Annotated in this window: 20 protein-coding genes and 3 pseudogenes; 9 read left to right on the forward strand and 14 right to left on the reverse strand. The window is 67.8% G+C overall.

Annotated elements, in window-relative coordinates; genetic code table 11:
• Positions 1 to 145: 145 nt before the first annotated feature.
• The gene (locus CLG85_RS20275; protein WP_095883497.1) at positions 146 to 1,312 is read right to left on the reverse strand and encodes a peptidoglycan glycosyltransferase FtsW; all 1,167 of its coding nucleotides are present in this window, start codon (positions 1,310 to 1,312) and stop codon (positions 146 to 148) included.
• A gap of 164 nt (positions 1,313 to 1,476) precedes the next feature.
• Between CLG85_RS20275 and CLG85_RS20280 the strand changes: the two genes are divergently transcribed.
• Together CLG85_RS20280 and CLG85_RS20285 are read left to right on the forward strand one after the other, a co-directional pair.
• Positions 1,477 to 2,655: a BaiN/RdsA family NAD(P)/FAD-dependent oxidoreductase gene (locus CLG85_RS20280; protein WP_095883504.1), complete on the forward strand. Its 1,179-nt coding sequence runs from the start codon at positions 1,477 to 1,479 to the stop codon at positions 2,653 to 2,655.
• Between the two features lie 68 nt (positions 2,656 to 2,723).
• Positions 2,724 to 3,392, forward strand: coding sequence for a hypothetical protein (locus CLG85_RS20285; protein ID WP_095883498.1), 669 nt, complete (start codon positions 2,724 to 2,726; stop codon positions 3,390 to 3,392).
• A 21-nt stretch (positions 3,393 to 3,413) separates the two neighbouring features.
• Here the strand turns inward: CLG85_RS20285 and murD are convergent, their stop codons facing one another.
• From murD to mraZ, 8 genes are all read right to left on the reverse strand, one after another.
• Entirely contained in the window at positions 3,414 to 4,817 is a 1,404-nt protein-coding gene (gene murD / locus CLG85_RS20290) for a UDP-N-acetylmuramoyl-L-alanine--D-glutamate ligase (protein ID WP_095883499.1), read from the reverse strand.
• 127 nt (positions 4,818 to 4,944) lie between these two features.
• Positions 4,945 to 6,027, reverse strand: coding sequence for a phospho-N-acetylmuramoyl-pentapeptide-transferase (gene mraY / locus CLG85_RS20295; protein WP_095883500.1), 1,083 nt, complete (start codon positions 6,025 to 6,027; stop codon positions 4,945 to 4,947).
• Between the two features lie 18 nt (positions 6,028 to 6,045).
• The gene (locus tag CLG85_RS20300; protein ID WP_095883501.1) at positions 6,046 to 7,476 is read right to left on the reverse strand and encodes a UDP-N-acetylmuramoyl-tripeptide--D-alanyl-D-alanine ligase; all 1,431 of its coding nucleotides are present in this window, start codon (positions 7,474 to 7,476) and stop codon (positions 6,046 to 6,048) included.
• The gene (locus tag CLG85_RS20305) at positions 7,473 to 8,966 is read right to left on the reverse strand and encodes a UDP-N-acetylmuramoyl-L-alanyl-D-glutamate--2,6-diaminopimelate ligase (RefSeq protein WP_260349918.1); all 1,494 of its coding nucleotides are present in this window, start codon (positions 8,964 to 8,966) and stop codon (positions 7,473 to 7,475) included. Before CLG85_RS20305 ends, CLG85_RS20300 begins: the two co-directional genes overlap by 4 nt.
• A gap of 69 nt (positions 8,967 to 9,035) precedes the next feature.
• Positions 9,036 to 10,829: a peptidoglycan D,D-transpeptidase FtsI family protein gene (locus CLG85_RS20310; protein ID WP_095880992.1), complete on the reverse strand. Its 1,794-nt coding sequence runs from the start codon at positions 10,827 to 10,829 to the stop codon at positions 9,036 to 9,038.
• The gene (gene ftsL / locus CLG85_RS20315; RefSeq protein WP_095880993.1) at positions 10,826 to 11,182 is read right to left on the reverse strand and encodes a cell division protein FtsL; all 357 of its coding nucleotides are present in this window, start codon (positions 11,180 to 11,182) and stop codon (positions 10,826 to 10,828) included. The genes CLG85_RS20310 and ftsL overlap by 4 nt, the downstream gene beginning before the upstream one ends.
• Positions 11,182 to 12,171, reverse strand: coding sequence for a 16S rRNA (cytosine(1402)-N(4))-methyltransferase RsmH (gene rsmH / locus CLG85_RS20320; protein ID WP_095880994.1), 990 nt, complete (start codon positions 12,169 to 12,171; stop codon positions 11,182 to 11,184). Before rsmH ends, ftsL begins: the two co-directional genes overlap by 1 nt.
• Positions 12,172 to 12,174: 3 nt before the next feature.
• Positions 12,175 to 12,693, reverse strand: coding sequence for a division/cell wall cluster transcriptional repressor MraZ (gene mraZ, locus CLG85_RS20325; protein WP_095880995.1), 519 nt, complete (start codon positions 12,691 to 12,693; stop codon positions 12,175 to 12,177).
• 775 nt (positions 12,694 to 13,468) lie between these two features.
• Here mraZ and CLG85_RS20330 point away from each other — a divergent pair.
• Positions 13,469 to 13,831, forward strand: a complete 363-nt coding sequence (locus tag CLG85_RS20330) for a VanZ family protein (protein ID WP_095880996.1) — start codon at positions 13,469 to 13,471, stop codon at positions 13,829 to 13,831.
• Between the two features lie 15 nt (positions 13,832 to 13,846).
• Here the strand turns inward: CLG85_RS20330 and CLG85_RS20335 are convergent, their stop codons facing one another.
• Complete coding sequence (locus CLG85_RS20335; protein ID WP_095880997.1) at positions 13,847 to 14,623, reverse strand: glycosyltransferase family protein; 777 nt, start codon at positions 14,621 to 14,623, stop codon at positions 13,847 to 13,849.
• 192 nt (positions 14,624 to 14,815) lie between these two features.
• On the opposite strand from CLG85_RS20335, the gene CLG85_RS20340 reads away from it, so the two are divergent.
• The 5 genes and pseudogenes from CLG85_RS20340 to CLG85_RS20360 form a co-directional block, all read left to right on the forward strand.
• Complete coding sequence (locus tag CLG85_RS20340) at positions 14,816 to 15,631, forward strand: TatD family hydrolase (protein WP_095880998.1); 816 nt, start codon at positions 14,816 to 14,818, stop codon at positions 15,629 to 15,631.
• Positions 15,628 to 16,429, forward strand: a pseudogene (locus CLG85_RS20345) (MBL fold metallo-hydrolase). Before CLG85_RS20340 ends, CLG85_RS20345 begins: the two are co-directional and overlap by 4 nt.
• Before the next feature lie 119 nt (positions 16,430 to 16,548).
• Positions 16,549 to 17,478 carry an AEC family transporter gene (locus CLG85_RS20350; RefSeq protein WP_095881000.1) on the forward strand — a complete coding sequence of 310 codons (930 nt, stop codon included), beginning with the start codon at positions 16,549 to 16,551 and terminating at the stop codon, positions 17,476 to 17,478.
• Positions 17,479 to 17,672: 194 nt separating this feature from the next.
• Complete coding sequence (locus CLG85_RS20355) at positions 17,673 to 18,968, forward strand: adenylosuccinate synthase (protein WP_224844689.1); 1,296 nt, start codon at positions 17,673 to 17,675, stop codon at positions 18,966 to 18,968.
• A 7-nt stretch (positions 18,969 to 18,975) separates the two neighbouring features.
• Positions 18,976 to 19,191: pseudogene (locus CLG85_RS20360) on the forward strand (DUF2842 domain-containing protein); the annotation flags it as partial.
• Positions 19,192 to 19,367: 176 nt separating this feature from the next.
• Here the strand turns inward: CLG85_RS20360 and CLG85_RS20365 are convergent.
• The 3 genes from CLG85_RS20365 to CLG85_RS20375 form a co-directional block, all read right to left on the reverse strand.
• Positions 19,368 to 20,288, reverse strand: a complete 921-nt coding sequence (locus CLG85_RS20365; RefSeq protein WP_311735016.1) for an MFS transporter — start codon at positions 20,286 to 20,288, stop codon at positions 19,368 to 19,370.
• Positions 20,197 to 20,670, reverse strand: coding sequence for an MFS transporter (locus CLG85_RS20370; RefSeq protein ID WP_260349919.1), 474 nt, complete (start codon positions 20,668 to 20,670; stop codon positions 20,197 to 20,199). Before CLG85_RS20370 ends, CLG85_RS20365 begins: the two co-directional genes overlap by 92 nt.
• A gap of 276 nt (positions 20,671 to 20,946) precedes the next feature.
• Positions 20,947 to 21,549, reverse strand: a complete 603-nt coding sequence (locus tag CLG85_RS20375; protein WP_095883033.1) for an inner membrane-spanning protein YciB — start codon at positions 21,547 to 21,549, stop codon at positions 20,947 to 20,949.
• Positions 21,550 to 21,657: 108 nt separating this feature from the next.
• Here CLG85_RS20375 and CLG85_RS20380 point away from each other — a divergent pair, with 108 nt between their 5' ends.
• Positions 21,658 to 22,146 carry an MgtC/SapB family protein gene (locus CLG85_RS20380; protein ID WP_095883034.1) on the forward strand — a complete coding sequence of 163 codons (489 nt, stop codon included), beginning with the start codon at positions 21,658 to 21,660 and terminating at the stop codon, positions 22,144 to 22,146.
• A 17-nt stretch (positions 22,147 to 22,163) separates the two neighbouring features.
• Here the strand turns inward: CLG85_RS20380 and ftsY are convergent.
• Positions 22,164 to 23,138, reverse strand: a pseudogene (gene ftsY / locus CLG85_RS20385) (signal recognition particle-docking protein FtsY); the annotation flags it as partial.
• Positions 23,139 to 23,153: the final 15 nt, after the last annotated feature.

Here is a 23,153-nt window from a genome sequence, read left to right on the forward strand (position 1 = left end):
CTCGTTCCTGCGCGGGGTCTTGTGCCCCGCTGCCTCAATTCATCACCGCACCGACTCGTCTCGTGACCCGGGCGCGCTGACACGGTTTCGCGCCCGTCTAACGCAGCCGGGCACGGCGCGAAAGCGCCGCATCCCGGGCCCCGGATCAGCGCATCCTTGCGCGCAGGATCTCGCCGATCTCGCCCTGCGGGCGGGTGCGGGTGAAGGCCAGCAGCATGCCGACGGCGATGCCGCCCGCGATCAGCGACGAGCCGCCGTAGCTGACGAAGGGCAGCGTCATGCCCTTGGCGGGCAGCAGGCGCACGGCGACGCCCATGTTGATCATCGCCTGCACGCCGAACATCGCGGCAAGGCCGGTGCCCGCAAGGCGGATGAACGGATCGCGCTCGCGCATCAGCCGCAGCATCGAGCGCACCACCACGGTGGCGTAGAGCGCGATGATCACCATGACCAGCACCAGCCCGTATTCCTCGGCGGCGACGGCGATGATGAAGTCGGTATGGGCGTCCGGCAGCGACCATTTCACCTGCCCCTCGCCCACGCCAACGCCAAAGAAGCCGCCCTCGCGGATGGCGTTGGTGGCATAGCCGAGCTGGGTCGTCGGATCGACGTCGGGCGTCAGGAAGCCGTCGATCCGGCGGGCGAAGTGTTCCGAGTTGTTGTAGGCAAAGGTCCCGCCCAGCACCACGAGCCCGGCAAGGCCGAGCAGCAGGAACATCGGCGCGCCGCCGACAAACCACATCACGCCCCAACCGAAGAGCACCAGGCAGGCCTGCCCGAAGTCGGGCTGCAGCGCGAGAGTGATGACGATGGTGCAGGTCAGGGCAAAGGACCAGCTCTTGCCCGGCGGGCCGCCGATCTCCTGGCTCGCGGCCATCAGCCAGGCGGCGACCACGGCAAAGACCGGCTTGAGGAACTCCGAGGGCTGCACCGAGGCAAAGCCCAGCGAGTACCAGCGCACCGCGCCCTTGCCGAAGTCGGTGCCCAGAACCGGCAGCGCCAGCAGTGACACGAAGGCGAAGGCAAAGCCGATCACCGCCGCGCGGCGCACCATCACCGGGGTCATCAGCGAGGTGAAGAACATCGCGGTCAGCGCCAGCCCGCCAAAGAAGGCCTGCCGCTGCACGTAGTGGAAGGGCGCGAAGCCGTTGCGCTCGGCCAGCGGCGGCGAGGCCGCGAGCCCCAGCAGGATGCCGACCCCGAAGAGCATCAGCACGCAGGACAGCGACCATCTGTCCACCGTCCGCCACCACTTGGGCAGGACAGGTTCGCCATCGCGCACGGAGACCGCGCCGTAGACCATTTCCGTCATGGGAATACCGCTCAATTTGCCTGATCGTCCGGGTTTTCCCGGATCTTGCGGCGAGGCTAGCACCTGCGCTGCCCTTTGGGAAGAGCGCGGGGCGCCGCCGCCCGGGCGACGTGCCGCATCCGCCCGCTCTTGCGGCGCGGCGCGATCCGGTGTTTCAGGGCGCCATGCAGATCAAGACGCTCATCCTCGGCGCCGGCGCGGCCGGCCTCATGTGCGCGGCCCATGCGGGACCGGGCACGCTGGTCATCGACCATGCCCGCGCGCCGGGCGAGAAGATCCGCATCTCGGGCGGCGGGCGCTGCAACTTCACCAATCTCGGCACCGAGCCGGCCCGCTTCCTGTCGCAGAACCCGCATTTCTGCAAATCGGCACTGGCGCGCTACACGCAGTGGGACTTCATCGAGCTGGTCTCGCGCCACGGCATCGCCTGGCACGAAAAGACCCTCGGGCAGCTGTTCTGCGACGGCAAGGCGACGCAGATCGTCGCCATGCTGCTGCGCGAGATGGAAGCGGCGGGGGCCGAACTCTGGCTGCAGACCGCGCTGCGCGAGCTGACCCATGCCGACGGTACCTATACCGCCCGCCTCGAGCGCGACGGGCGCGAGACGGTGGTCCAGGCGCAGAACCTCGTGGTGGCCACCGGCGGGCGCTCGATCCCCAAGATGGGCGCCACAGGGCTTGCCTATGACATCGCCGGGCAGTTCGGCCACGCGCTGGTCGCGCCCCGCCCCGGCCTCGTGCCGCTGACTTTCCCCGAGGGGCGCTTCGCCGATCTCGCCGGGGTCTCGCTGCCCGCCCGGGTCACCGCGAATGGCACCAGCTTCGACGAGGCGCTGCTCTTCACCCACCGCGGGCTCTCGGGGCCGTCGATCCTTCAGGCGTCGAGCTACTGGCACGAGGGCGAGGAGATCACCGTCAACCTCTCCCCTGCCCTCGATCCCGCCGCCCATCTGCGCGCCGCGCGCAAGGGCGCGGGCAAGCGCTCGCTGACCACCGAGCTGAGACAGATCCTGCCCGAGCGCCTGGTCGGCCATCTCGCCGATCACCTCGACCTCTCGGGCAATCTCGCGGACCTCTCGGACAAGCGCGCCGAGACGCTCTCTGAATCGCTGCGGAACTGGACCCTGCGCCCCTCCGGCTCCGAAGGCTGGCGCACTGCCGAAGTGACGCTCGGCGGGGTCAATACAGACGGGCTGAACAGCAAGACCATGGCCTCCAAGACCGTGCCCGGGCTGCACTTCATCGGCGAGGCGGTGGACGTGACCGGCTGGCTCGGCGGCTACAACTTCCAGTGGGCCTGGGCCTCGGGTGCAGCGGCCGGGCGGAGCCTTGCCGCGGGCTGATCCCGGCCTCTTGAATTTGTCATCCGTCCGTTACATTTTGTCATGCGATTGTCACATCAGGCAGCCTCATGGCGTTCACCGACCACCCGACCCTCTACCCCAGCAACTGGCTCCGGGACCTGCACGCGCAGGTGCCGCGCAAGGTCGTGCGGGATTTCTGGAACCGCCTGCGCTACGGCGAAGGGGCGCCTCTGTCGGACGAGCTGATCCGGGTCGATGCGCGCGACGTGAACTACACCTATGCCGGCAAGCCGAAGCTGCGTCGCCAGCAGAGCGGCATGATCCTTGGCGGGGACTGGGACCTGCCGCGGCAGTCGGTCGAGGACAGTCGCAAGCTGCTGAGCTGCCGCCTGCACTTCGAGGGCGGCACCCCCTGGCGCGACACCCCGCTGTTCCAGAAGCTGCTGACCGAGATCGCCGCCGGCAAGACCCCCGATGATTGCGCCACGGAAGAGGAACTGGTGGCCCGCTACCAGCGCCTCGACGCGGTGTTCGAGGAGACGCGCCGCCGGGGCCGCCTGCTCTCGCGCGCCGAGCTGCCCGAATACTTCCGCCGCGAGCACGGCGGCATCCTGCTGCACGTTGGGCGCGACGGCACCCTGCTACGCGCCGGCGGCGGGGCACACCGGTTTGCCATCGCGCGGATCCTCGGCCTCAAGAAGATCCCCGCGCAGCTTGGCGTGGTACACCCGCAGGCCTTCTACGGCGGGCTGCTGGCAGGGCTGCGCGAGACCTGAAGCCCCGCGCGCCCGCTGCGGTCAGAGTGCCGCATGCACCTTCGCCGCGAAATCCTCGCCGCGCTTCTCGAAACTGTCGTACTGGTCGAAGCTGGCCGCAGCCGGCGCCAGAAGCACCACGTCGCCCGGCTGCGCCTCGGCGCGGGCCTTGGCCACGGCGGTCGCCATGTCGGTGCAGATCTCGGCCTCCACCCCCGGCAGGCCAAGCGCAAAGGTCGCCGCCTCGCGTCCGATCACATAGGCCTTGGTGACATTGGGCAGCCCCGGCGCGAGCCCGGCGAGCCCGCCCTCCTTCATCAGCCCGCCGCAGATCCAGCGGATGTTCTTGAACGCCAGCAGCGCCTTGACCGCCGCGTCGACGTTGGTGGCCTTGCTGTCGTTGACGTAGCTCACGCCCTCTGCCTCGGCCACGATCTGGCTGCGGTGCGGCAGCCCCTCGAAGCTGTGGAAGGCCGCCTCGATCTGCCGCGGCGCGACGCCGAGCGCCCGGCAGGCCGCATAGGCGGCGCAGGCGTTCTGGTGGTTGTGTGCGCCCGGCAGGCCCTTGACCGGGCGCAGGTCGATCGAGGCCACCTGCCGCCCCTTGCGCCACTCGGTGAGAAAGCCCTTGCGCGCGTAGACCAGCCAGCCCGGCCCGCCCAGCTTGGTGCCCGAGGAGACGCGGATCACCCGGTCATCGGTTGCCGCCTCGGAGAGCTGGTTGGCGAGGTAAAGCCCCTCCTTCTCGTCCACGCCGATGACGCAGCGGTCCGGCCCGCCCTCGGCGAAGAGCCGGCGCTTGGCGGCGAAATAGCCGCCCATGCCGGCGTGCCGGTCGAGATGGTCGGGCGAGAGATTGGTGAAGACCGCCACATCCGGGGTCAGCGCGCGGGCAAGGTCGGTCTGGTAGCTCGACAGCTCCAGCACGACGATGCCTCCGTCCTCGGGCGGATCGATGTCGAGCACGCCGCGGCCGATGTTGCCGGCCAGCTGGCTCTCGCGCCCGGAGCTCTGCAGGATGTGGTGGATCAGCGCCGAGGTGGTGGACTTGCCATTCGAGCCTGTCACCGCGACGACGCGCGGCGGCATGTCGTACATGTCCCAGTCGGAACCGGCGCCTGAAAGCGCGCGAAAGAAGAGACCGATATCATTGTCCACCGGCACGCCCGCCGCCCAGGCGGCAGCAATCACCGGGTTCGGCTCGGGGTAGAGATGCGGGATACCGGGGGAGACCACCAGCCAGTCGACCCCGTCGAAGCCACCCTCCCGGGCCAGCTCGCGGCTCTCGAAACCCTCGGCCTCGGCCATCTCGCGCGCAGAGGCATTGTCGTCCCAGACCAGCACCGAGGCGCCGCCCTCGCGCAGTGCCCGCGCTGCCGAAAGGCCCGAGCGGCCAAGCCCCAGCACCGCGACGGTGCGCTCCTCAAAGCCGGATACCGGAATCATGCCACTGCCCTCTTGCCTGCGATTGCCCTTGCCTCACGGCTAGCGCATCGGCGCGGCGCGCACCAGAGCGCGGCAAATCTCGTCGGAGAGATTTGCAGCCTCCTTCGAAGGAGGCTGCATCCCCGCCTCAGCGCAGCTTCAGCGTGGCAAGGCCGATCAGCGCCAGGATCAGCGAGATGATCCAGAAGCGGATGACGATCTGCGGCTCGGCCCAGCCCTTCTTCTCGTAGTGGTGGTGGATCGGCGCCATAAGGAACACCCGCTTGCCGGTGCGCTTGAAGTAGAGCACCTGGATGATCACCGAGAGCGCCTCGACTACGAAGAGCCCGCCGACGATGGCCAGCACGATCTCGTGTTTGGTCGCCACGGCGATGGCGCCGAGTGCGCCGCCGAGCGCGAGCGAGCCGGTGTCCCCCATGAAGACCGCCGCGGGCGGGGCGTTGTACCACAGGAAGCCGAGCCCGCCGCCGATCAGCGCGGCGGTGAAGATCAGGATTTCACCGGTGCCGGGCACGTAGTGCACGTCGAGATACTCGGTGAAGTCGGTGCGGCCCACGGCATAGGCGATGATCCCCAGCGTGCCTCCGGCGATCATCACCGGCATGATGGCGAGCCCGTCGAGACCGTCGGTCAGGTTCACCGCGTTGGCGGCGCCGACGATGACGATCATCGCGAAGGGCACGAAGACCCAGCCCAGATCCAGCAGCGCGTTCTTGAACACCGGGAAGGCCAACTGCCCGGTAAGATCGGCAGGGTGCAGCCAGGCCGCCCAGGTCGCCGCGATGGCAGCGATGGCAAAGCCGATGGCCAGGCGCACCTTGCCCGAAACCCCGTCGGTGTTCTGCTTCTTCACCTTGGCATAGTCGTCGGCAAAGCCGATCGCCGCGTAGCCCATGGTGACGAAAAGCACCATCCACACGAAGCCGTTGTCGAGCCGCGCCCAGAGCAGGGTCGAGGTCAGCAGCGCGCCGACGATGAGCAGCCCGCCCATGGTCGGCGTGCCGGCCTTGACGAAATGCCCTTCGGGGCCGTCGGTGCGGATCGGCTGGCCCTTGCCCTGCCGCTTGCGCAGCACGTCGATCAGCGGCCGTCCGAAGAGAAAGCCGAAGATCAGCGCGGTCAGAAACGCACCGCCCGCCCGGAAGGTGATGTAGCGGAAGAGGTTGAAGACATCGCCGCCATCACTCAGTCCAGTCAGCCAATAGAGCATGAGCCCCGGTCCTTCTTGTCAGATCGTGGCGGGCGCATGACCCATTTTGTGGATCGCGTCAACCACGCGCGCCAGCGCCATCGACAGCGACCCCTTCACCAGCACCACGTCGCCGGCATCGAGGTCGTGGCGCACGCGCTCGGCCATGGCGGCGCTGGTCTCGGCCCAATGCCCGCGCTTGCGCTCGGGCAGCGCTTCCCAGAGGTCACGCATCAGCGGACCCACGCAATGCACGATGTCAATCTTCGCCATTGCCGGATGCTCGGCCAGCGCCGCATGCAGCGCGTGTTCCTGCGCCCCGAGCTCCTTCATGTCGCCGAGATAGGCGATGCGGCGGCCATGATCGACCCGCCCGATGCCGTCCTTGGGCTTTGCCCCGGCCAGAACCTCGAGCGAGGCGCCGAGCGAGGCCGGGTTGGCGTTATAGGCGTCGTCGATAAGCTCGAGCGTCATGTGCGTCTCGACCGGATCAAGGGTGATGACCTCGCGCAGCCCCCGGCCCGCCCCGGCTTCCCATTGCCCGAGCGCGGTGATCGCCATGGCGCGGTCGAGTCCCAGCGCGTGCACCACCGCCAGAACGCCCATTGCGTTGACGGCAAAGTGACGGCCCGGCACCGCGACCTTGTAGAGCACATGCGTCCGCCAGGCGCGGCCCTGCGCCACGGTAGCGGCGTCGCAGATGGTGACCTGCTCGACGCGGTGGTGGTTGCCCGCCGCCTCGCCGAACGTGATGACCTGCTCGGCCTTGGCCTCGGCCAGCTCGATGAGCAGCGGCGAGACCTCGAGATCGCCATTGACCACGGCGATGCCGCCGGGCTCCAGACCCTCGAAGATCGCCGCCTTCTCGCGGGCGATGCCCTCGAGGCTCTCGAAGGCTGCAAGGTGCGCCGGCGCGACGATGGTGATCATTGCCACATGCGGGCGCGCCATGCGCGACAGCGGCGCGATCTCGCCGGGGTGGTTCATGCCGATCTCGATGACGGCAAAATCCACGTCGGCGGGCATGCGCGCCAGCGTCAGCGGCACGCCCCAGTGGTTGTTGTAGCTCTTCTCGGCCGCATGCACCGTGCCCTGCGCATCGAGAACCGTACGCAGCATCTCCTTGGTCGAGGTCTTGCCGACCGAGCCGGTCACCGCCACCACCTGCGCCCGGGTGCGGGCACGCGCCGCGCGCCCCAGCGCCTCGAGGCCCGGCAGCACGTCGTCCACCAGCAACAGCGGCGCATCCTCGGGAAGCCCCTCGGGAATGCGGCTCACGAGCGCCGCGGCGGCGCCCTTCTCCAGCGCCTGCGCGACGAACTCATGGCCATCCCGCGCCGCTTGCAGCGCGACGAAGAGGTCACCCTCCTGAATCGTCCGCGTATCGATCGACACGCCGCTGACAGTCCAATTTCCGATGGCGCGCCCGCCGGTGGCACGCGCCGCGTCTTCTGCCGTCCAGAGGGTCACAGGCCTCTCCCGTCCAGTGCCGCCACGGCGACACTCGCCTGCTCGACATCGTCAAAGGGGTAAATGGTGTCGCCGACGATCTGGCCGGTCTCGTGGCCCTTGCCAAGGATCATCAGCGCGTCGCCGGGCTGCAGCATGTCGACGCCGCGCAGGATCGCCTCGGCGCGGTCGCCGACCTCCAGCGCGCTGGGTGCACCGCCCAGCACCTGCGCGCGGATCGAGGCGGGCTCCTCGGAGCGCGGATTGTCGTCCGACACGATCACCATGTCGGCATGTTTTGTGGCTGCCGCCCCCATCAGCGGGCGCTTGCCCGGGTCGCGGTCGCCGCCGGCGCCGACGATGGCGATGAGCCGGCCCATGACGTGCGGACGCAGCGCCTGCAGCGCGGTCGAGACCGCATCCGGCGTATGGGCAAAGTCGACATAGACCGCCGCACCATTGTCGCGGGTCGCGGCAAGCTGCATCCGCCCGCGCACCGTCTCCAGCCGCTCCAGCGCCGGGAAGACCTGCTCGGGCTCGGCGCCGCAGGCGAGGGCAAGCCCGGCGGCCAGCGCCGCGTTCTGGCCCTGGAAGCCGCCGATGAGGCCAAGCCGCAGCTGCTGCACGGCGCCGCGCCAGTCGAGCCGCAGGTCCTGACCCGTGGCATGGAAGCGCTGACCGAGAATGCGCAGGTCGCAGCCCGTGGCTTCGCCGACCGAGATCACTTCCTGGCCGCGGGCGCGGGCGATGGCCATCATGTCGACGCCGCGCGGGTCGTCGATATTGATAACCGCGACACCGTCATCGGGCAACACGCGCGCGAAGAGACCGGCCTTGGCCGCGAAATACTCTTCGAAATCCGCGTGATAATCGAGGTGATCCTGGGTGAAATTGGTGAAGCCCGCAGCCTTCAATTGCACGCCGTCGAGACGGCGCTGGTCGAGCCCGTGGCTTGAGGCCTCCATGGCGCAGTGATCGACCCCCGCCTCGGCGGCACCGGCAAGCGCGCGGTGCAGGGTGATCGGCTCGGGCGTGGTGTGCTTGAGCGGCGCCTGCCAGTCGCCCTCGACCCCGGTGGTGCCGAGGTTGATGGCGCGAAAGCCCATGTCCTGCCAGATGTGGCGCAGAAAGGTCGCAACTGAGGTCTTGCCGTTGGTGCCGGTCACCGCGACGGTGACCTCGGGCTGCCCGCCGAACCAGAGCGCGGCGGCATAGGCCAGCGCCTGCCGCGGGTCGGCGGCGACCACCAGCGCGGCCTCGGAGCCCGCGAGCGCCTCGGCGGCCAGAGCCGCGCCTTCGGCATCGGTGAGAATGGCAGAAGCACCCTGTTCGAGTGCCGTGGGGATGAAGGCCGCGCCGTGCACCTTGGTGCCCGGGAGCGCGGCAAAAAGATGTCCCGAGGTCACCTCGCGACTGTCGACCGACAGTCCCGTCACCCGCGCCTCGCGACCGCCCCGTGCGGTCAAACCCAGCTCGCTGAGGCTTTTGCCCTCTCCAATGACGGCGCCCATGACGGCCCTTTCATCTTTGTATTTCAGATATGCACGGCCCCGAAAAACGGGCCGGAGGCCAGCGCCGGATCAGTTGCGAACCAGCGTGACCTCCTCCTCTTCTGGCACATCGTAGTCCGGACGCAAGCCCAGAAGCGGCGCGATCCTGCCGATCATCTCGGCCCCCACCGGCACCGAGGTCCAGCCGGCGGTGCGGCGCGGACGGCTGCCCGAGGTTTCGACCGGCTCGTCGAGCGTGACGATCAGCACGTAGCGCGGGGCCTCTGCCGGGAACATGGTGGCAAAGGTGGTGATCGTCTTGTCCTTGTAATAGCCGCCGCCCCGCTCCTTGGGCTTGTCTGCGGTGCCGGTCTTGCCGGCCACGTGATAGCCGGGCACGTCGCCGAAGCTGGCGGTGCCCTCGGTCACCACCGCGCGCAGCATGTGGCGAGCGTTGGCGGCGTTCTTTTCCGACAGCACCCGGGGCCCGTAATGCGGGCCGTCCTGCTTGATCAGCGTCGGCTGCACCTTGTGGCCGCCGTTGGCGATGGCCGCATAGCCCGCCGCGAGGTGCAGCGGCGAGGCCGAGAGGCCGTGGCCATAGGAAATGGTCACCGTGCTGAGCTCGGTCCAGCGCTGCGGCAAGAGCGGCTTGCCGGTCTGCGCCTCGGAGATCTCAACCCCGGTCGGGTCGAAGAAGCCGAGCGATTTCAGGAACTCCTGCTGGCGCTCGGGGCCGATCGCCAGGGCGATCTTGCCGGTGCCGCGGTTCGAGCTGTGGGTGATAATCCCCTCGACCGTCTGCTTGCCGTAGTTGTGGCCCTCGAACTCGCCGATGCGGAAGCCCCCGACCTTGAAGGGCGGCGAGGTGTCGATCACCGTGCCGGGGTTGACCAGCCCCAGCTCCATCGCCTGAGCGGCGGCGAAAATCTTGAAGGTCGAGCCCAACTCGTAGACCCCCTGCACCGCGTGGTTGAAGAGCGGGCTGTCGGACGGGCGGCCCGAGACCGGCGGGTTCGGGCGGTCGTTGGGATCGAAATCGGGCAAGGAGGCCATGGCGAGGATCTCGCCGGTGTGCACGTCCATCAGCACCGAGGCTGCGCCCCTGGCATTCATCAGCTTCATGCCCGAGTAGAGCACGCGCTCGGTGGCGGCCTGCACGGAAAGATCGATCGACAGCTCAAGCGGCGCACCGCCCCGGGCCGGATCGCGCAGTTCCTCGTCGTAGAAGCGCTCGATCCCCGCGGTGCCGATCACCTCGGCCGAGGCCACGCCCTCGCGGCCGAAGCTGGCACCGCCAAGGATGTGCGAGGCCAGCTTGCCGTTGGGATAGAGCCGCATCTCGCGCGGGCCGAACAGCAGGCCCGGCTCTCCGATGTCATGCACCGCCTGCATCTGCTCGGGGCTGATCTTCTTCTTGACCCACATGAACTTGCGCTTGGGGTTGGTGAAGTCCTTCACCAGCCGCTCGCGGTCGAGATCGGGGAAGATCTTCATCAGCTCGTCCGCCGCGCGCACCGGCTCGATCATCTGGTGCGGGTGGGCGTAGAGCGAATGGGTCTCCATGTTGGTTGCCAGGATCCGGCCATGGCGGTCGACGATGTCGGCGCGCGAGGCGATGATCGAGGCGCCGGAGGCTGCCGCGCGGGGCTCCTCGGCCTGGGACTGGGCGAGCATGCCCATGCGCAGGCCGATCACCACGAAGGCGCAGAAGAAGACAAGGCCGAGCACCAGCAGCCGGCCCTCGGCCCGCGTGCGTGCCTTGTCGCGCATCTGTTCATGCCGGATGCGGAGATTTTCGCGTTCGATCGCATCCGGGTTCTCGCCGCGGCGCCGGGCGTCGAGGACGCGCGCCAGCGGGCGAAGCGGGATGCGGCCGTTCATTGCAGCGCCCCCGCCTGCGCTCCGGCGCTGGTCACATCAACAAGGTCGTTGAACACCAGCGCGCGGTTGTCGGGGTAGTTCACCTGGTCGATCCGGCCGAACTGCTCGGGGCGCATCGGCAAAAGGCCAAGCCGCTCGAAGTTCAGCTCGGCGAGATCGCGCAGCCGATCGGGGCGGTTGAGATAGGCCCATTCGGCGCGGAGGATCGACAGCCGGGCGCGGGCATCGCCGATGTCGCGCTGCAACTGGCGCACGTGGTCCAGCGAGGCCTGGGTCTTGTAGTTCTCATGATAGGCCCAGAAGGCGAGGCCGATCATCGCCATGAAGGTGGTGACGTAGAGAAGCGTTCGCATCAGCTCTTTCCTCTCAGTTGGGGCATGGAAAGCACCCCCGACTCGATATCTCCGGCCTCGGCCGTGGTCCGACGTCCGACGCGCAGCCGGGCCGAGCGCGACCGCGGGTTCTGCGCCAGTTCCTCGTCGTCCGGCCCCACCGCCTTGCGGGTGACCAGCTCGAAGCGGGGCTGTTCGGTCTCGACCTCGGGCTCGTAGCGGCTGACCGAGGACAGCCGGCCCGAGCGCGCCTGCAGGAAGCGCTTGACCATGCGGTCTTCGACCGAATGGAAGGTCACGACGGCAAGCAGCCCGCCCGATTTCAGCGCCCGCTCGGCGGCCATGAGGCCGCGCCAGAGCGCGCCGTACTCGTCGTTGACCGCGATGCGCAGCGCCTGGAAGGATCGGGTCGCGGGGTGGGATTGGCCGGGCTTGGGACGCGGCAGGCAGGCCTCGACGATCGACGAGAGCCGCGCCGTGGTCTCGATCGGCTCCTGCGCGCGAGCCTTGACGATGGCCTTGGCGATGCGGCGCGAGGCGCGCTCCTCGCCGAAGGTATAAAGCACGTCCGCCAGCGTGGTCTCGTCGAGACGCTTCACCAGGTCCGCCGCGGTCTCGCCCGACTGCTCCATGCGCATGTCGAGCGGCCCGTCCTTCTGGAAGGAAAAGCCGCGCTCGGCCCGGTCGAGCTGCATCGACGACACGCCCAGATCGAGCACCACGCCGTCGACGTTCTGCGCATGGGCGTCCATGTTGGCGAAATTGTCCTCGACCAACTCGAGCCGGTCGCCATACTCGCCGATCCAGCTTGCCGCCATCTGGTGTGCCAGCGGATCGCGATCGATGCCGATCACCTTGTCGGCGCCCGCCTCGAGCAAACCGCGCGAATAGCCCCCTGCCCCGAAGGTCCCGTCGATCCAGGTGCCGTGCACCGGGGCCACGGCCTCCAGCAGCGGCCGCAGCAGGACAGGGACGTGCGGAGCGGCGTTGGGGTCTTTGGGCGCCGCCATGGCTCAGGCCTCCTCGGTTTCGTCGTCTTCGTCGAGCAACTCGAGCGGATCGAAGTCCGCTGGCATCTCGTCGAGGAATTCTGCGGTGCCGCCAAGTTCGATCTCTTCGAAGGTCTCGGGCTTCCAGATCTGGAAGGTGTCGACGTTGGAGGCGAAATACGCCCAGTCCTCGAGACCGATCTTATCACGCAGCTTGGCCGGAAGCACGATGCGTCCGGTCTCATCAACGCTGGTGGTGACGGATTGGGTCGAGAAGAGACGCTCCAGAAGGCGGCGCTTCTGCGAGCCGCGCTTCATCGCCGAGATGCGATCCTCGACGGCCTCCATCTCCTCGATCGTGTAGCATTCGAGATATTGGCGGCGGTGATCGCCGTAGACGATCACGAAGTTCGGGTTGTTCCCGGCAGACCAGTCAGGATCACCAGCTTCGAGCACACGGCGAAACGAGGCCGGGATCGACACCCGCCCCTTGCTGTCCACCTTGTTGCGGCTCTCGCCTCTGAACCTAAGCCTGCGGCCCACTGTCCCTACTCTCGCCCCCTAGAACGAAATACGGCGGGTTGATCTGCTGCCACCGATCAACCCGCCGCCTTGACCCGTGTTACGGGCTGGTCCAGCTACGCATGCCACCTGGGGGGGATGTCTGCTCGCTCACGCGCTGGATTCTTCATGTCAACGAAGGGCGGGTGCCTGTATGAACCTGCTCGTTTTATATTTCTGGGATGTTCGCCGGGGTCGTTTGCTGCCCCTTATCCCGTCCCTTCGTCGTGATTAACGGTATGTCATGGGAAATCATGGGAAGCAATAGAAATCTGCGGGAGAATCCCCCTGCATGTTGTCCTGCAGCCCCCTGCAGAACAACATATTGAGGCGGTTTCGCCCCGTAATCACGAATATGTGGTAAGCGGGAACCTACCCATCACAAGATGTGGTAACGCTGCCGTGACAGAAAAAAACTTCCACGAAATCCCAAAAAAAAATTCTACGACAGACGGAATCGCGGGTTCGTGAGCATGTGTCATGGCGAAGGGGGTGCTTCAACCCTTGAATCCGCCGTGGATTGCTTGCCGTAACGACCTGCGCCCCCGCGGTCACAAGCCTCTCGCCCAGTCCCGTCCCACGATTTCCCATGCCGCCCATGAAATCCCATCCGGCGGTGCCCCATGTTTCCGCAAGGCGCCGCGCGTCCGGGCGCCACCCGGGCACAGTGCCACCCACGCGGGCGCTGACAGGATCGTGTAGCGGCGGGGCGAGTTCGCCTCTGGCCTTTGCAGACGCCGCATGATCTCTCGGCAACATGGATCGCATTTCGCTTCTCACCCTCGCCCTCGTGCTCGGCATGGCCGCGCTGGTCACGACCCTCACCGTGGGGCCGCGCCTGCCGCTGGCCGATGCGCTGATGGACGACAAGATGCAGCACGCGCTCGGCTTCGGCGCAATCATCGCGCCCGCCGCCTTCTTGCGGCCGCGCTGGCTCTGGGTGCTTGCCCCGGCGGCGATCGCCTTCGGCGGGCTGATCGAGGTCGTGCAGGCCTATGTCGGGCGCGATGCCGAGCTCAGCGACTGGGCCGCCGACATCCTCGGGGTCATGGCTGCCTCGACGCTGGCCATCGCCCTGCGCGCCCAACTGCACCGTCGCGGGCTGATGCGCGGGCTCTGAGCGCCCGCCCTGACCTCAGGCCGCCTCGAACTCTTCGAACAGCCCCGCATAATAGGCATAGGCCCCGGGGTCGAGCCGCCAGAGGTTGCGGTATTGCGGAATGAACCGCTCCCCGCCCCCGGCCACCAGCGCGCGGATGTTCTCCGGCTTCGGCCCGTGGAAATGCACGATGGAGACGTCACGCCCGAGCCCCCAGTAGGGCTTCCAGTTCATCCCGTGCGGCAGCCGCGCGTGGCGCCAGCGGAAGAAGCTGTTGTAGCTCACCTGGTCGTGCCCCGGCGGCGACCAGGGCTCGCGGAAGCGCCGGGCGATCGACTCGGCAAAGGGCTCGGCCAGCGCCCGCAGCTTCGGCACGTTCATCAGCAGCACGCCACTGTTGAAATGCGGGTAGCGCCAGCGGTAGCGCTCCGGCGCCGCAGCGAGCGGCTTGCGCAGCCGCGGCGGCGCGGGATGGGCGAGAAACATGACGTCGACGTCGGTGTAGAGGACAAGATCGTCCTCCTGCTCGAGCGCGGGGATGTCGATCCGAAGCCAGTGCCCCGAGAAGGTGTCATAGGCCGAGCCATAAGCCCGGCGCAGCAGCGGTTCGAGCGAGCTGCGGTGCGCAACGACCTCGACCCCGAGCCCGCGCAGCCGCGCCACATGCGCCTCGGAGCTGCCGTTGTAGAGGCAGACCGGCCGCAGCCGGGTCCTTGCCAGACAGGAGGCGACGGCGACGCGCACCTGCCCCCAGACCTGCTCGAAGCCCTTCTCGTTCAGGCAGAAATACCACTTCCGAAGTTCCGTCGTCATTCCGCCCACGCATCCAGTCCCTAGGGCGCCGTTAAAATCCATGGCCGGGCGGTCATCAACCCCCTTCCCCTGGGACACGCCACATCCCTGCCCGCGCATCCGGCAACCGTGGCCCGCGGGCCATGCGCGGGGCCGCCCCCTCCTTGACCCTGCCCCGCGCATGTCTGATACCTGCGCGCAAAGGACGCATTCATGACCACTCCCCTGATCACCGACAGCCACTGCCACCTCGACTTTCCCGATTTCGACGACGAGCGCCCCGAGGTCATCGCCCGGGCGCTCGAGGCCGGGGTGCACCGCATGGTCACCATCTGCACGCGGATCGCGAACGAGCCCAAGGTGCGCGCCATCGCCGAGGCGAACGACCCGGTGTTCTACACCTTCGGCGTCCACCCGATGAGCGCCGCCGAAGAGCCTGCCACCACGGTCGACGAGCTGATCACCCTGTCGCAGCACCCAAAGTTCGTCGGCATCGGCGAAACCGGGCTCGACTACCATTACACCGCCGAGAGCGCCGAGGTGCAGAAGGTCTCGCTGGGCATCCACATCGAGGCTGCGCAGGAGACCGGCCTGCCGCTGATCATCCATGCCCGCGCCGCCGATGACGACATGGCCCGCATCCTGACCGAGGCCCACAGGCGCAAGCCCTACAACTGCGTCATGCATTGCTTCAGCTCCTCGGCCGAGCTGGCCCGTGCGGCGCTCGACTGCGGCTTCTACCTGTCGATGTCCGGCATCGCCGCCTTCCCCAAGTCGCAGGAGCTGCGCGACATCTTCGCCGCCGCCCCGCTCGAGCGCATTCTCGTCGAGACCGACAGCCCCTACCTCGCGCCGCCGCCCTACCGCGGCAAGCGCAACGAGCCGGGCTACACGGTGCACACCGCCAAGGTCGGCGCCGAGACCTTCGGCCTCGGCTTCGAGGAGTTCGCCGCCGCCACCGAGGCCAACTTCGAGCGCCTCTTCGCCAAGGCCGCGGCCTGGTCCCCCGCGACGGGCGGCACCGCATGAAGGGCGAGCTGCGCTTCACCATCCTCGGCTGCGGATCCTCGGGCGGCGTGCCGCGACTCGGCGGCAAATGGGGCGATTGCGACCCCTCGAACCCCAAGAACACCCGCCGCCGCTGCTCGATGCTTGTCGAGCGCGAAACCCGTGACGGCACCACACGTGTGCTGATCGACACCTCGCCCGACATGCGCGCGCAACTGCTCGACGCCGGCATCGGCCATCTCGACGCCGCCGTCTGGACCCATGGCCACGCCGACCACACCAACGGGCTCGACGACCTGCGGCAGATCGTCTTCAACCGCGGCTCGCGGCTGCCGGTCTGGGCCGATGGCGACACCCAGAACGACCTGATCTCGCGCTTCGGCTATGCCTTCGTGCAGCCCGAGGGCAGCCCCTACCCGCCGATCTTCGACCTGCACTCCATCCAGGGCCCCTTCAGCATCGAGGGCGCCGGCGGCGCGATTGCGCTGACCCCGATCAAGGTCGATCACGGCAGCATCGACGCGCTCGGCTTCCGCATCGGGGGGGCTGGTCTACATGCCCGACGTGGTGCGCCTCCCCGAGAAAGCCTGGGCCCACCTGCAGGACCTCGACTGCTTCGTCGTCGACGCGCTGCGCCGCACCCCGCATCCGACCCATGCGCATCTCGACCTGGCGCTGGAATGGATCGCTCGGGCTCAACCGCGCGAGGCCGTGCTCACCAACATGCACATCGATCTCGACTACGAGACCCTGGCGGCGGAAACCGCCGAACACATCCACCCGGCCTATGACGGGATGGTCCTGCGTTATGCGCTCTGAGGAGAAGCGCCGCGCAATCCGTCCCGCCGCCCCGCGGCACCTGGCCCCCTCGTCCATTTCCAAGTCCGCCCGCCGGAGGCCGCCCGCCGCCCGCCGCGCAATGTGAAAGCTCTCGGTCCATGCAAGCCCTCCTCGACGTCATCCTCCCGGTCTTCATCGTCATCGGCGCGGGCTACCTTGCCAGCTGGCGCAAGCTGCTGACCGACAATGCGATCGACGGGCTGATGGGCTTTGCCCAGACCATCGCCGTGCCCTGTCTGCTGTTCCGCGCCATGTGGCAGCTCGACCTCGGCGAGTATTTCCGCTTTGATCTGCTCTTCTCCTTCTACGCCGGCGCGATCACCTGCTTCATTGTCGGCCTGTTCGGCGCGCGGCTCATCTTCGGCCGCGACTGGGAAGACAGCGTGGTCATCGGCTTCTGCGCGCTCTTCTCCAACTCGCTGCTGATCGGCCTGCCGATCACCGAGCAGGCGTTTGGCGAGGACGCGCTGAATGGCAATTACGCGATCATCGCCCTGCACTCGCCGCTCTGCTATGCCATCGGCATCACCACAATGGAACTCGCCCGCGCCCGCGGCACCGAGCTGCGCCGCCTGCCGCTGACCATCCTGCGCTCGCTGTTCCGCACGCCGATGGTCATCGGCATCAGCATCGGCATAATCTTCAACCTCGCGAAGGTCGAGCTGCCGCACCCGGTGACCGAAGCGCTGGGGCTGGTCACCCGCACCGCGCTGCCCTGCGCGCTCTTCGCGCTCGGCGGCGTGCTCTTCCGCTACCGACCCGAGGGCGACCTGCGCACCATCCTCTTCGTCTGCGCGCTCTCGCTCGGGCTGCACCCGCTGATCACCTACACGCTCGGCACCGCCTTCGCCCTGCCCACCGACGCGTTCCGCTCGGCGGTGGTCACCGCCTCGGTGGCGCCCGGCGTGAACGCCTATGTCTTCGCCAACCTCTACGGTCGCGCCAAGCGCGTCGCCGCCTCCTCGGTGTTGCTGGCGACCGGCCTGTGCATCCTCACCACCTGGGCCTGGCTGCACCTGCTGCCCTGAGCCCCGTCGGCACCGCATTCTTCTAGGCGAAATATCCCGGGGGTGAGGCGCGCAGCGCCGAGGGGGCAGCGCCCCCTCCTTGGGCCGAATTCTTTCGAGCCGCGCCCGACAATCGCCAATTTGATGGTTCCCACCGCCCGCGCGCGGATCTATACGGAGCCCGTTTGAACCGCCGGCAAAAGGACAGGTGAGCAATGGCTAACGTGGTCGTCGTGGGCGCCCAGTGGGGCGACGAAGGCAAGGGCAAGATCGTGGACTGGCTCTCGGAGCGGGCCGACGTGGTTGCGCGTTTCCAGGGGGGCCACAATGCAGGCCATACGCTCGTCATCGACGGCAAGGTGTTCAAGCTGAACGCCCTGCCTTCCGGCGTCGTGCGCGGCGGCAAGCTGTCGGTGATCGGCAACGGCGTGGTGCTCGACCCGTGGCACCTGGTGAAGGAGATCGCCGCGATCCGCGCGCAGGGCGTCGAGATCACCCCCGAGACGCTGATGATCGCCGAGAACACCCCGCTGATCCTGCCGATCCACGGCGAGCTCGACCGCGCCCGCGAGGAAGCGGCCACCAAGGGCACCAAGATCGGCACCACCGGCCGCGGCATCGGCCCGGCCTATGAGGACAAGGTGGGCCGCCGCTCGGTCCGCGTCGCCGACCTTGCTGACCCGGCGACGCTGGAGACCCGCGTCGACCGCGCCCTGCTGCACCACGACGCGCTGCGCCGCGGCCTCGGGCTGGAGCCGGTCGACCGCGCCGCGCTGCTCGCCGCGCTGAACGAGATCGCGCCGCAGATTCTCGAGTATGCCGGCCCCGTCTGGAAGGTGCTCAACGAGAAGCGCCGCGCCGGCAAGCGCATCCTCTTCGAGGGCGCCCAGGGCGCGCTGCTCGACATCGACTTCGGCACCTATCCCTTCGTGACCTCGTCGAACGTCATCGCCGGCCAGGCGGCCACCGGCACCGGCATCGGCCCGGGCGCGATCGACTTCGTGCTGGGCATCGTCAAGGCCTACACCACCCGCGTCGGCGAAGGCCCCTTCCCGACCGAACTGGATGACGAGGACGGCAACCGCCTCGGCACCCGTGGCCGCGAGTTCGGCACCGTCACCGGCCGCAAGCGCCGCTGCGGCTGGTTCGATGCGGTGCTGGTGCGCCAGACCTGTGTGACCTCGGGCGTCAACGGCATCTCGCTGACCAAGCTCGACGTGCTGGACGGCTTCGAGACCATCAAGATCTGCACCGGCTACGAGCTCGACGGCCAGATGCTCGACCACCTGCCCATCGCCACCGAGGAGCAGCAGCGCTGCGTTCCGGTCTACGAAGAAATGGAAGGCTGGTCCGAGTCGACCGAGGGTGCGCGCAGCTGGAACGACCTGCCCGGTGCTGCGGTGAAATACGTCCGCCGCATCGAGGAACTGATCGGCTGCCCGGTGGCGCTGCTCTCGACCTCGCCCGAGCGCGACGACACCATCCTTGTCACCGACCCCTTCGCGGACTGAGCCCGGTATGGCCCTCAGCTACAAATCCCGCCGCCGCTGGTCGCTGGTGATCCTGCTGGTGGGCCTGCCGCTCTACATCGTCGCGGCGGTCAGCGTGGTCAACGCGCTTAACCGCCCGCCGATCTGGCTGGAATTCGCGGTCTACGTCTTCCTCGGGTTCCTGTGGATGCTGCCCTTCAAGTTCGTCTTCAAGGGCGTCGGCAAGGCCGATCCGGATGCGGAGCCCCCCCAAGGGCGAGTAAGCGCGCCCGGCGCGAGAGACACGAAAGGGCGCAGCCGCCAAGGCTGCGCCCTTCTTCTTCGGCCCGGAGCGCTGCTTCGCTCGGCGCCCCCAAATGCTCCAACGAAAAAGGGCGCCGGAAGCCCGGCGCCCTTCTCCGATCCGTCAGGCGATCCGCCTCAGACCTTGCCCTTGCCGCTGGCGAAGATGCAGAGCAACGTGACCGCCGCTGCCGCCAGCACGTAGTATCCCACGTAGGCAAGACCGTAGGTCGACTGCAGCCAGGTCGCTATATAGGGCGCGAGCGAGGCGCCGAAGATGCCGGCGAAGTTGAAGGTGATCGACGAGCCGGTGTAGCGCACGCGGGTCGGGAAAGGTGCCGCCAGCGCGGTGCCGATGAGGCCGTAGGTCATCCCCATGAGCGCCATGCCCAGCGTCACGAAGCCCATGATCCGCGCCTCGTTCGCCACCATCAGCACCGGCACGAGGAAGCTGAAGAGGCCGATCAGCACCGTGGTCAGAGTCAGGATCTCGCGGCGGCCGAAGCGCTCGGCCAGCAGGCCGGCCAGCGGGATGAAGGCGCCGAAAACCACCGAGCCCCAGATCTGGATCGCCAGCGCGTCGGTGAAGGGGATCTTCACGACCTTGACGTTGTAGCTCAGCAGGTAGGCGGTGCAGATGTAGAAGAGCACGAAGGTCGCCAGCGCCACGAAGGTGCCGAGCACGATCGAGACCTTGTGGTTCTTGAAGAGCTCCACGGCAGGCACGGCGACGCGCTCCTCGTTGTCGATGGCCTTCTGGAAGTCCGGCGTCTCGGTGATCGACAGGCGCACCCAGAGGCCCACGGCGATCAGCAGCAGCGACGAGACGAAGGGAATCCGCCAGCCCCAGCTCAGCAGCGCCTCTTCACTCATGAAGTGCAGCAGGATCCAGAACAGGCCCGACGACAGGAACAGGCCCACCGGCGCACCGAGCTGCGGGAACATGCCGTACCAGTTCTTCTTGCCCTCAGGCGCGTTCTCGGTGGCCATGAGCACCGCTCCGCCCCATTCGCCGCCAAGGCCGAAGCCCTGGCCGAAGCGGCAGAGTGCCAGCAGCAGGGGGGGCGATGACGCCGATGCTCTCGTAGCTCGGCAGGAAGCCGATCACCACGGTCGAGATGCCCATGGTCAGCAGCGCCGCGACCAGCGTCGCCTTGCGGCCGATGCGGTCGCCGAAGTGGCCGAAGACCAGCGCGCCGAAGGGGCGTGCGAAGAAGGCGATGGAGAAGGTGGCGAAGCTGGCCAGCAGCGCGGTCATCGGATCGCTGCTCGGGAAGAACAGCGCCGGGAAGACCAGCACGGCGGCGGTCGCGTAGACATAGAAGTCGAAGAATTCGATGGTCGTGCCGACGAGGCTCGCGGTCAGGACCTTGGCCGGAGAGTTGAGCGCCGGCGTGGCCCCGGCGCGCGAGCCACTGTAGGCTGCGTCTGAGAGGGACATTTTATTTCGTCTTTCATTGCGTCGGGAACAGTTTTGTTCCGGAATGGGTCCGGTTAACGCAATCAGTGGATGGGCGGAAGTCGTGTGCCTGACTGTTTTCATCAGGCCCGCCATGCGCCGGGCGCATAGCTTCCCTAAGGGTTACCTGCATCCCGCGTTGGCGCTGCGAAAAAGACCCCGCCTGTCAGGGACTTCCACGGCGGAGCCTGCACGCGCAGCAAAAAGCCCGGAACCAGCGGTCCCGGGCCCGGCCCTCTCGTCAGGTGAAGAGGCGCCTCACTCCTTGTCGGCGTCGAGCGCGTAGCGCTTGAAGAGCCCGCTCTGCGTCATGAAGAAGACAAAGACCGCCGCGGTCAGCCCGAAGGTCTTGAAATAGACCCAGCTCTCGGTGCTCATCGTGCGCCAGACGATCTCGTTGAGCACCGCCAGCCCGAAGAAGAAGGCACAGATCCGCTTGGTAAGGATCATCCACCCCTCCTCCTGCAGCGGCATCAGCCCTTCCATGACCTTGCGCAGGTAGCTCTCGCCGCGCAGGATCCCGGCCAGCAGCGCGAAGCCGAAAAGCAGGTAGATCAGCGTCGGCTTCATCTTGAAGAAGCGCTCGTCATTGAGCCAGACCGAGAGCCCGCCGAAGACCACGATCAGCACCGCGGTCACCACCTGCATGGCCGAGAGGTGCCCGGTCAGCTTCCACAGGATGCCGGTGCAGAGCAGCATCAGCGGGATAAACCCGGCGGTGACCACCACGAAGCCCTGATACTCGCGCCCGCCGATGACGTAGGTGTTGTCCTTCAGCAGCAGGTAGGCCGCGAAGAAGGCCAGCACCGGTCCGAATTCGAGCGCCGACTTGAGGAAGGGGTTGATCTGCTTCGTGGCCATGCGGGTCTCCTTGTGCGAGAGCAGAGATAACCTCGCGGCGACGGCTTCTCAATGGCGGAACTGCCTCGCCCGCCGTCTCGTTGATCACCGACCAGCGGAGGAGACGTGATGATCGAGGACATCGTGAACGAATTCCGGGGCACCTTCTCGGTGATCCCCGCGGCGAGCGCCTTCGCCCGGCTGCTCGCGGCAATCGTGCTGGCGGGGCTGATCGGTCTCGAACGCGAATGGCGCGGCAAGCCCGCCGGCCTGCGCACGCATATCCTCGTGTCGGTCGCCGCCTGTCTCTTCGTGCTGCTGGGCCTCGAACTCGCCGCCATGGACTTCGGCGGCTCCTCGGAACAGCGCAACGACCCGCTGCGGATGATCGAGGCGGTGACCGCCGGCGTGGCGTTCCTGGCGGCCGGGCTGATCTTCACCTCTGGCGGCAAGGTCCGCAATATCACCACCGGCGCCTCGCTCTGGCTCGCGGGCGCCGTGGGACTGGGCTGCGGCGCGGGGCAGATGCCGCTCGCCGCCATGACAACCGTGATCGTGCTCGTGGTGCTGACGCTGCTGCGCTTCGTCGAGGGCAAGATGGGCTGGAGCGAGGAGTAGGCCCGCCCCTCCCGGGCTCAGCCCTTCTCGAGCCCGGTGAGCGCCGCGGCGAATTCCTCGGGATCGAAGGGCTGCAGGTCGTCGATCTGCTCGCCGACACCGATGGCATGGATCGGCAGGCCGAACTTGTCGGCCAGCGCCACCAGCACACCGCCGCGCGCGGTGCCGTCGAGCTTCGTCATCACCAGCCCCGAGACATCCGCCACCTGCTGGAAGATCTCCACCTGCCGCAGCGCATTCTGCCCGGTGGTCGCATCGAGCACCAAGAGCGTGTTGTGCGGCGCATCGGGGTCCTTCTTGCGGATGACGCGAACGATCTTGGCCAGCTCCTCCATCAGGTCCGAGCGGTTCTGCAGGCGGCCCGCGGTGTCGATCATCAGCAGATCGGCCCCCTCGGCCTGCGCCTTGGTCATTGCGTCAAAGGCAAGGCTGGCCGGATCCGAACCCTCGGGCGCGGTCAGCACCGGCACCCCGGCGCGGTCGCCCCAGATCTGCAGCTGCTCGACCGCGGCGGCGCGGAAGGTGTCGCCGGCGGCGATCACCACCGATTTGCCCGCGGCGCGGAACTGGCTGGCGAGCTTGCCGATGGTCGTGGTCTTGCCCGAGCCGTTGACGCCCACCACCAGCACCACCTGCGGTTTCTTGGCATAGAGCGGCAGCGGCTTGGCGACGGGGTCCATGATCCTCGCGACCTCGGCCGAGAGCAGCTCCTTGATCTCCTGCGTCGAGACCCGCTTGCCATAGCGCCCCTCGGCGATGTTGGAGGTGACGCGAAGCGCGGTATCCACGCCCATGTCAGAGGCGATGAGCAGCTCCTCGAGGCTCTCGATCATCTCGTCGTCAAGCGCCCGGCGCACCACCGGCGCGGCGGGCTGGGACTTGCCGAAGAGCCGCCCGATGAGACCGCCGCCGCGCTGCATCTGCGGCACTTCCGGGTCCTGCAGCGGCGCCGGGATCTCCAGCGGCGCGGGCATGGGCGACGGGTCGGCGGGGGGGCCTCACCGGCG

Origin of the sequence: Alloyangia mangrovi, assembly GCF_002300555.2 — a bacterium.
Lineage (GTDB): Bacteria > Pseudomonadota > Alphaproteobacteria > Rhodobacterales > Rhodobacteraceae > Salipiger > Salipiger mangrovi.

What these genes read in the sequence shown, in the direction of transcription:
- ftsL (WP_095880993.1), bottom strand. Translation starts at nt 11,182, where the DNA reads ATGCGAACGCTTCTCTACGTCACCACCTTCATGGCGATGATCGGCCTC.
- rsmH (WP_095880994.1), bottom strand. Translation starts at nt 12,171, where the DNA reads ATGGCGGCGCCCAAAGACCCCAACGCCGCTCCGCACGTCCCTGTCCTG.
- CLG85_RS20370 (WP_260349919.1), bottom strand. Translation starts at nt 20,670, where the DNA reads ATGTCCCTCTCAGACGCAGCCTACAGTGGCTCGCGCGCCGGGGCCACG.
- mraY (WP_095883500.1), bottom strand. Translation starts at nt 6,027, where the DNA reads ATGCTCTATTGGCTGACTGGACTGAGTGATGGCGGCGATGTCTTCAAC.
- CLG85_RS20275 (WP_095883497.1), bottom strand. Translation starts at nt 1,312, where the DNA reads ATGACGGAAATGGTCTACGGCGCGGTCTCCGTGCGCGATGGCGAACCT.
- CLG85_RS20305 (WP_260349918.1), bottom strand. Translation starts at nt 8,966, where the DNA reads ATGGGCGCCGTCATTGGAGAGGGCAAAAGCCTCAGCGAGCTGGGTTTG.
- CLG85_RS20350 (WP_095881000.1), top strand. Translation starts at nt 16,549, where the DNA reads ATGCAAGCCCTCCTCGACGTCATCCTCCCGGTCTTCATCGTCATCGGC.
- CLG85_RS20310 (WP_095880992.1), bottom strand. Translation starts at nt 10,829, where the DNA reads ATGAACGGCCGCATCCCGCTTCGCCCGCTGGCGCGCGTCCTCGACGCC.
- CLG85_RS20330 (WP_095880996.1), top strand. Translation starts at nt 13,469, where the DNA reads ATGGATCGCATTTCGCTTCTCACCCTCGCCCTCGTGCTCGGCATGGCC.
- CLG85_RS20355 (WP_224844689.1), top strand. Translation starts at nt 17,673, where the DNA reads ATGGCTAACGTGGTCGTCGTGGGCGCCCAGTGGGGCGACGAAGGCAAG.
- CLG85_RS20285 (WP_095883498.1), top strand. Translation starts at nt 2,724, where the DNA reads ATGGCGTTCACCGACCACCCGACCCTCTACCCCAGCAACTGGCTCCGG.
- CLG85_RS20375 (WP_095883033.1), bottom strand. Translation starts at nt 21,549, where the DNA reads ATGGCCACGAAGCAGATCAACCCCTTCCTCAAGTCGGCGCTCGAATTC.
- CLG85_RS20280 (WP_095883504.1), top strand. Translation starts at nt 1,477, where the DNA reads ATGCAGATCAAGACGCTCATCCTCGGCGCCGGCGCGGCCGGCCTCATG.
- CLG85_RS20380 (WP_095883034.1), top strand. Translation starts at nt 21,658, where the DNA reads ATGATCGAGGACATCGTGAACGAATTCCGGGGCACCTTCTCGGTGATC.
- CLG85_RS20335 (WP_095880997.1), bottom strand. Translation starts at nt 14,623, where the DNA reads ATGACGACGGAACTTCGGAAGTGGTATTTCTGCCTGAACGAGAAGGGC.
- murD (WP_095883499.1), bottom strand. Translation starts at nt 4,817, where the DNA reads ATGATTCCGGTATCCGGCTTTGAGGAGCGCACCGTCGCGGTGCTGGGG.
- CLG85_RS20340 (WP_095880998.1), top strand. Translation starts at nt 14,816, where the DNA reads ATGACCACTCCCCTGATCACCGACAGCCACTGCCACCTCGACTTTCCC.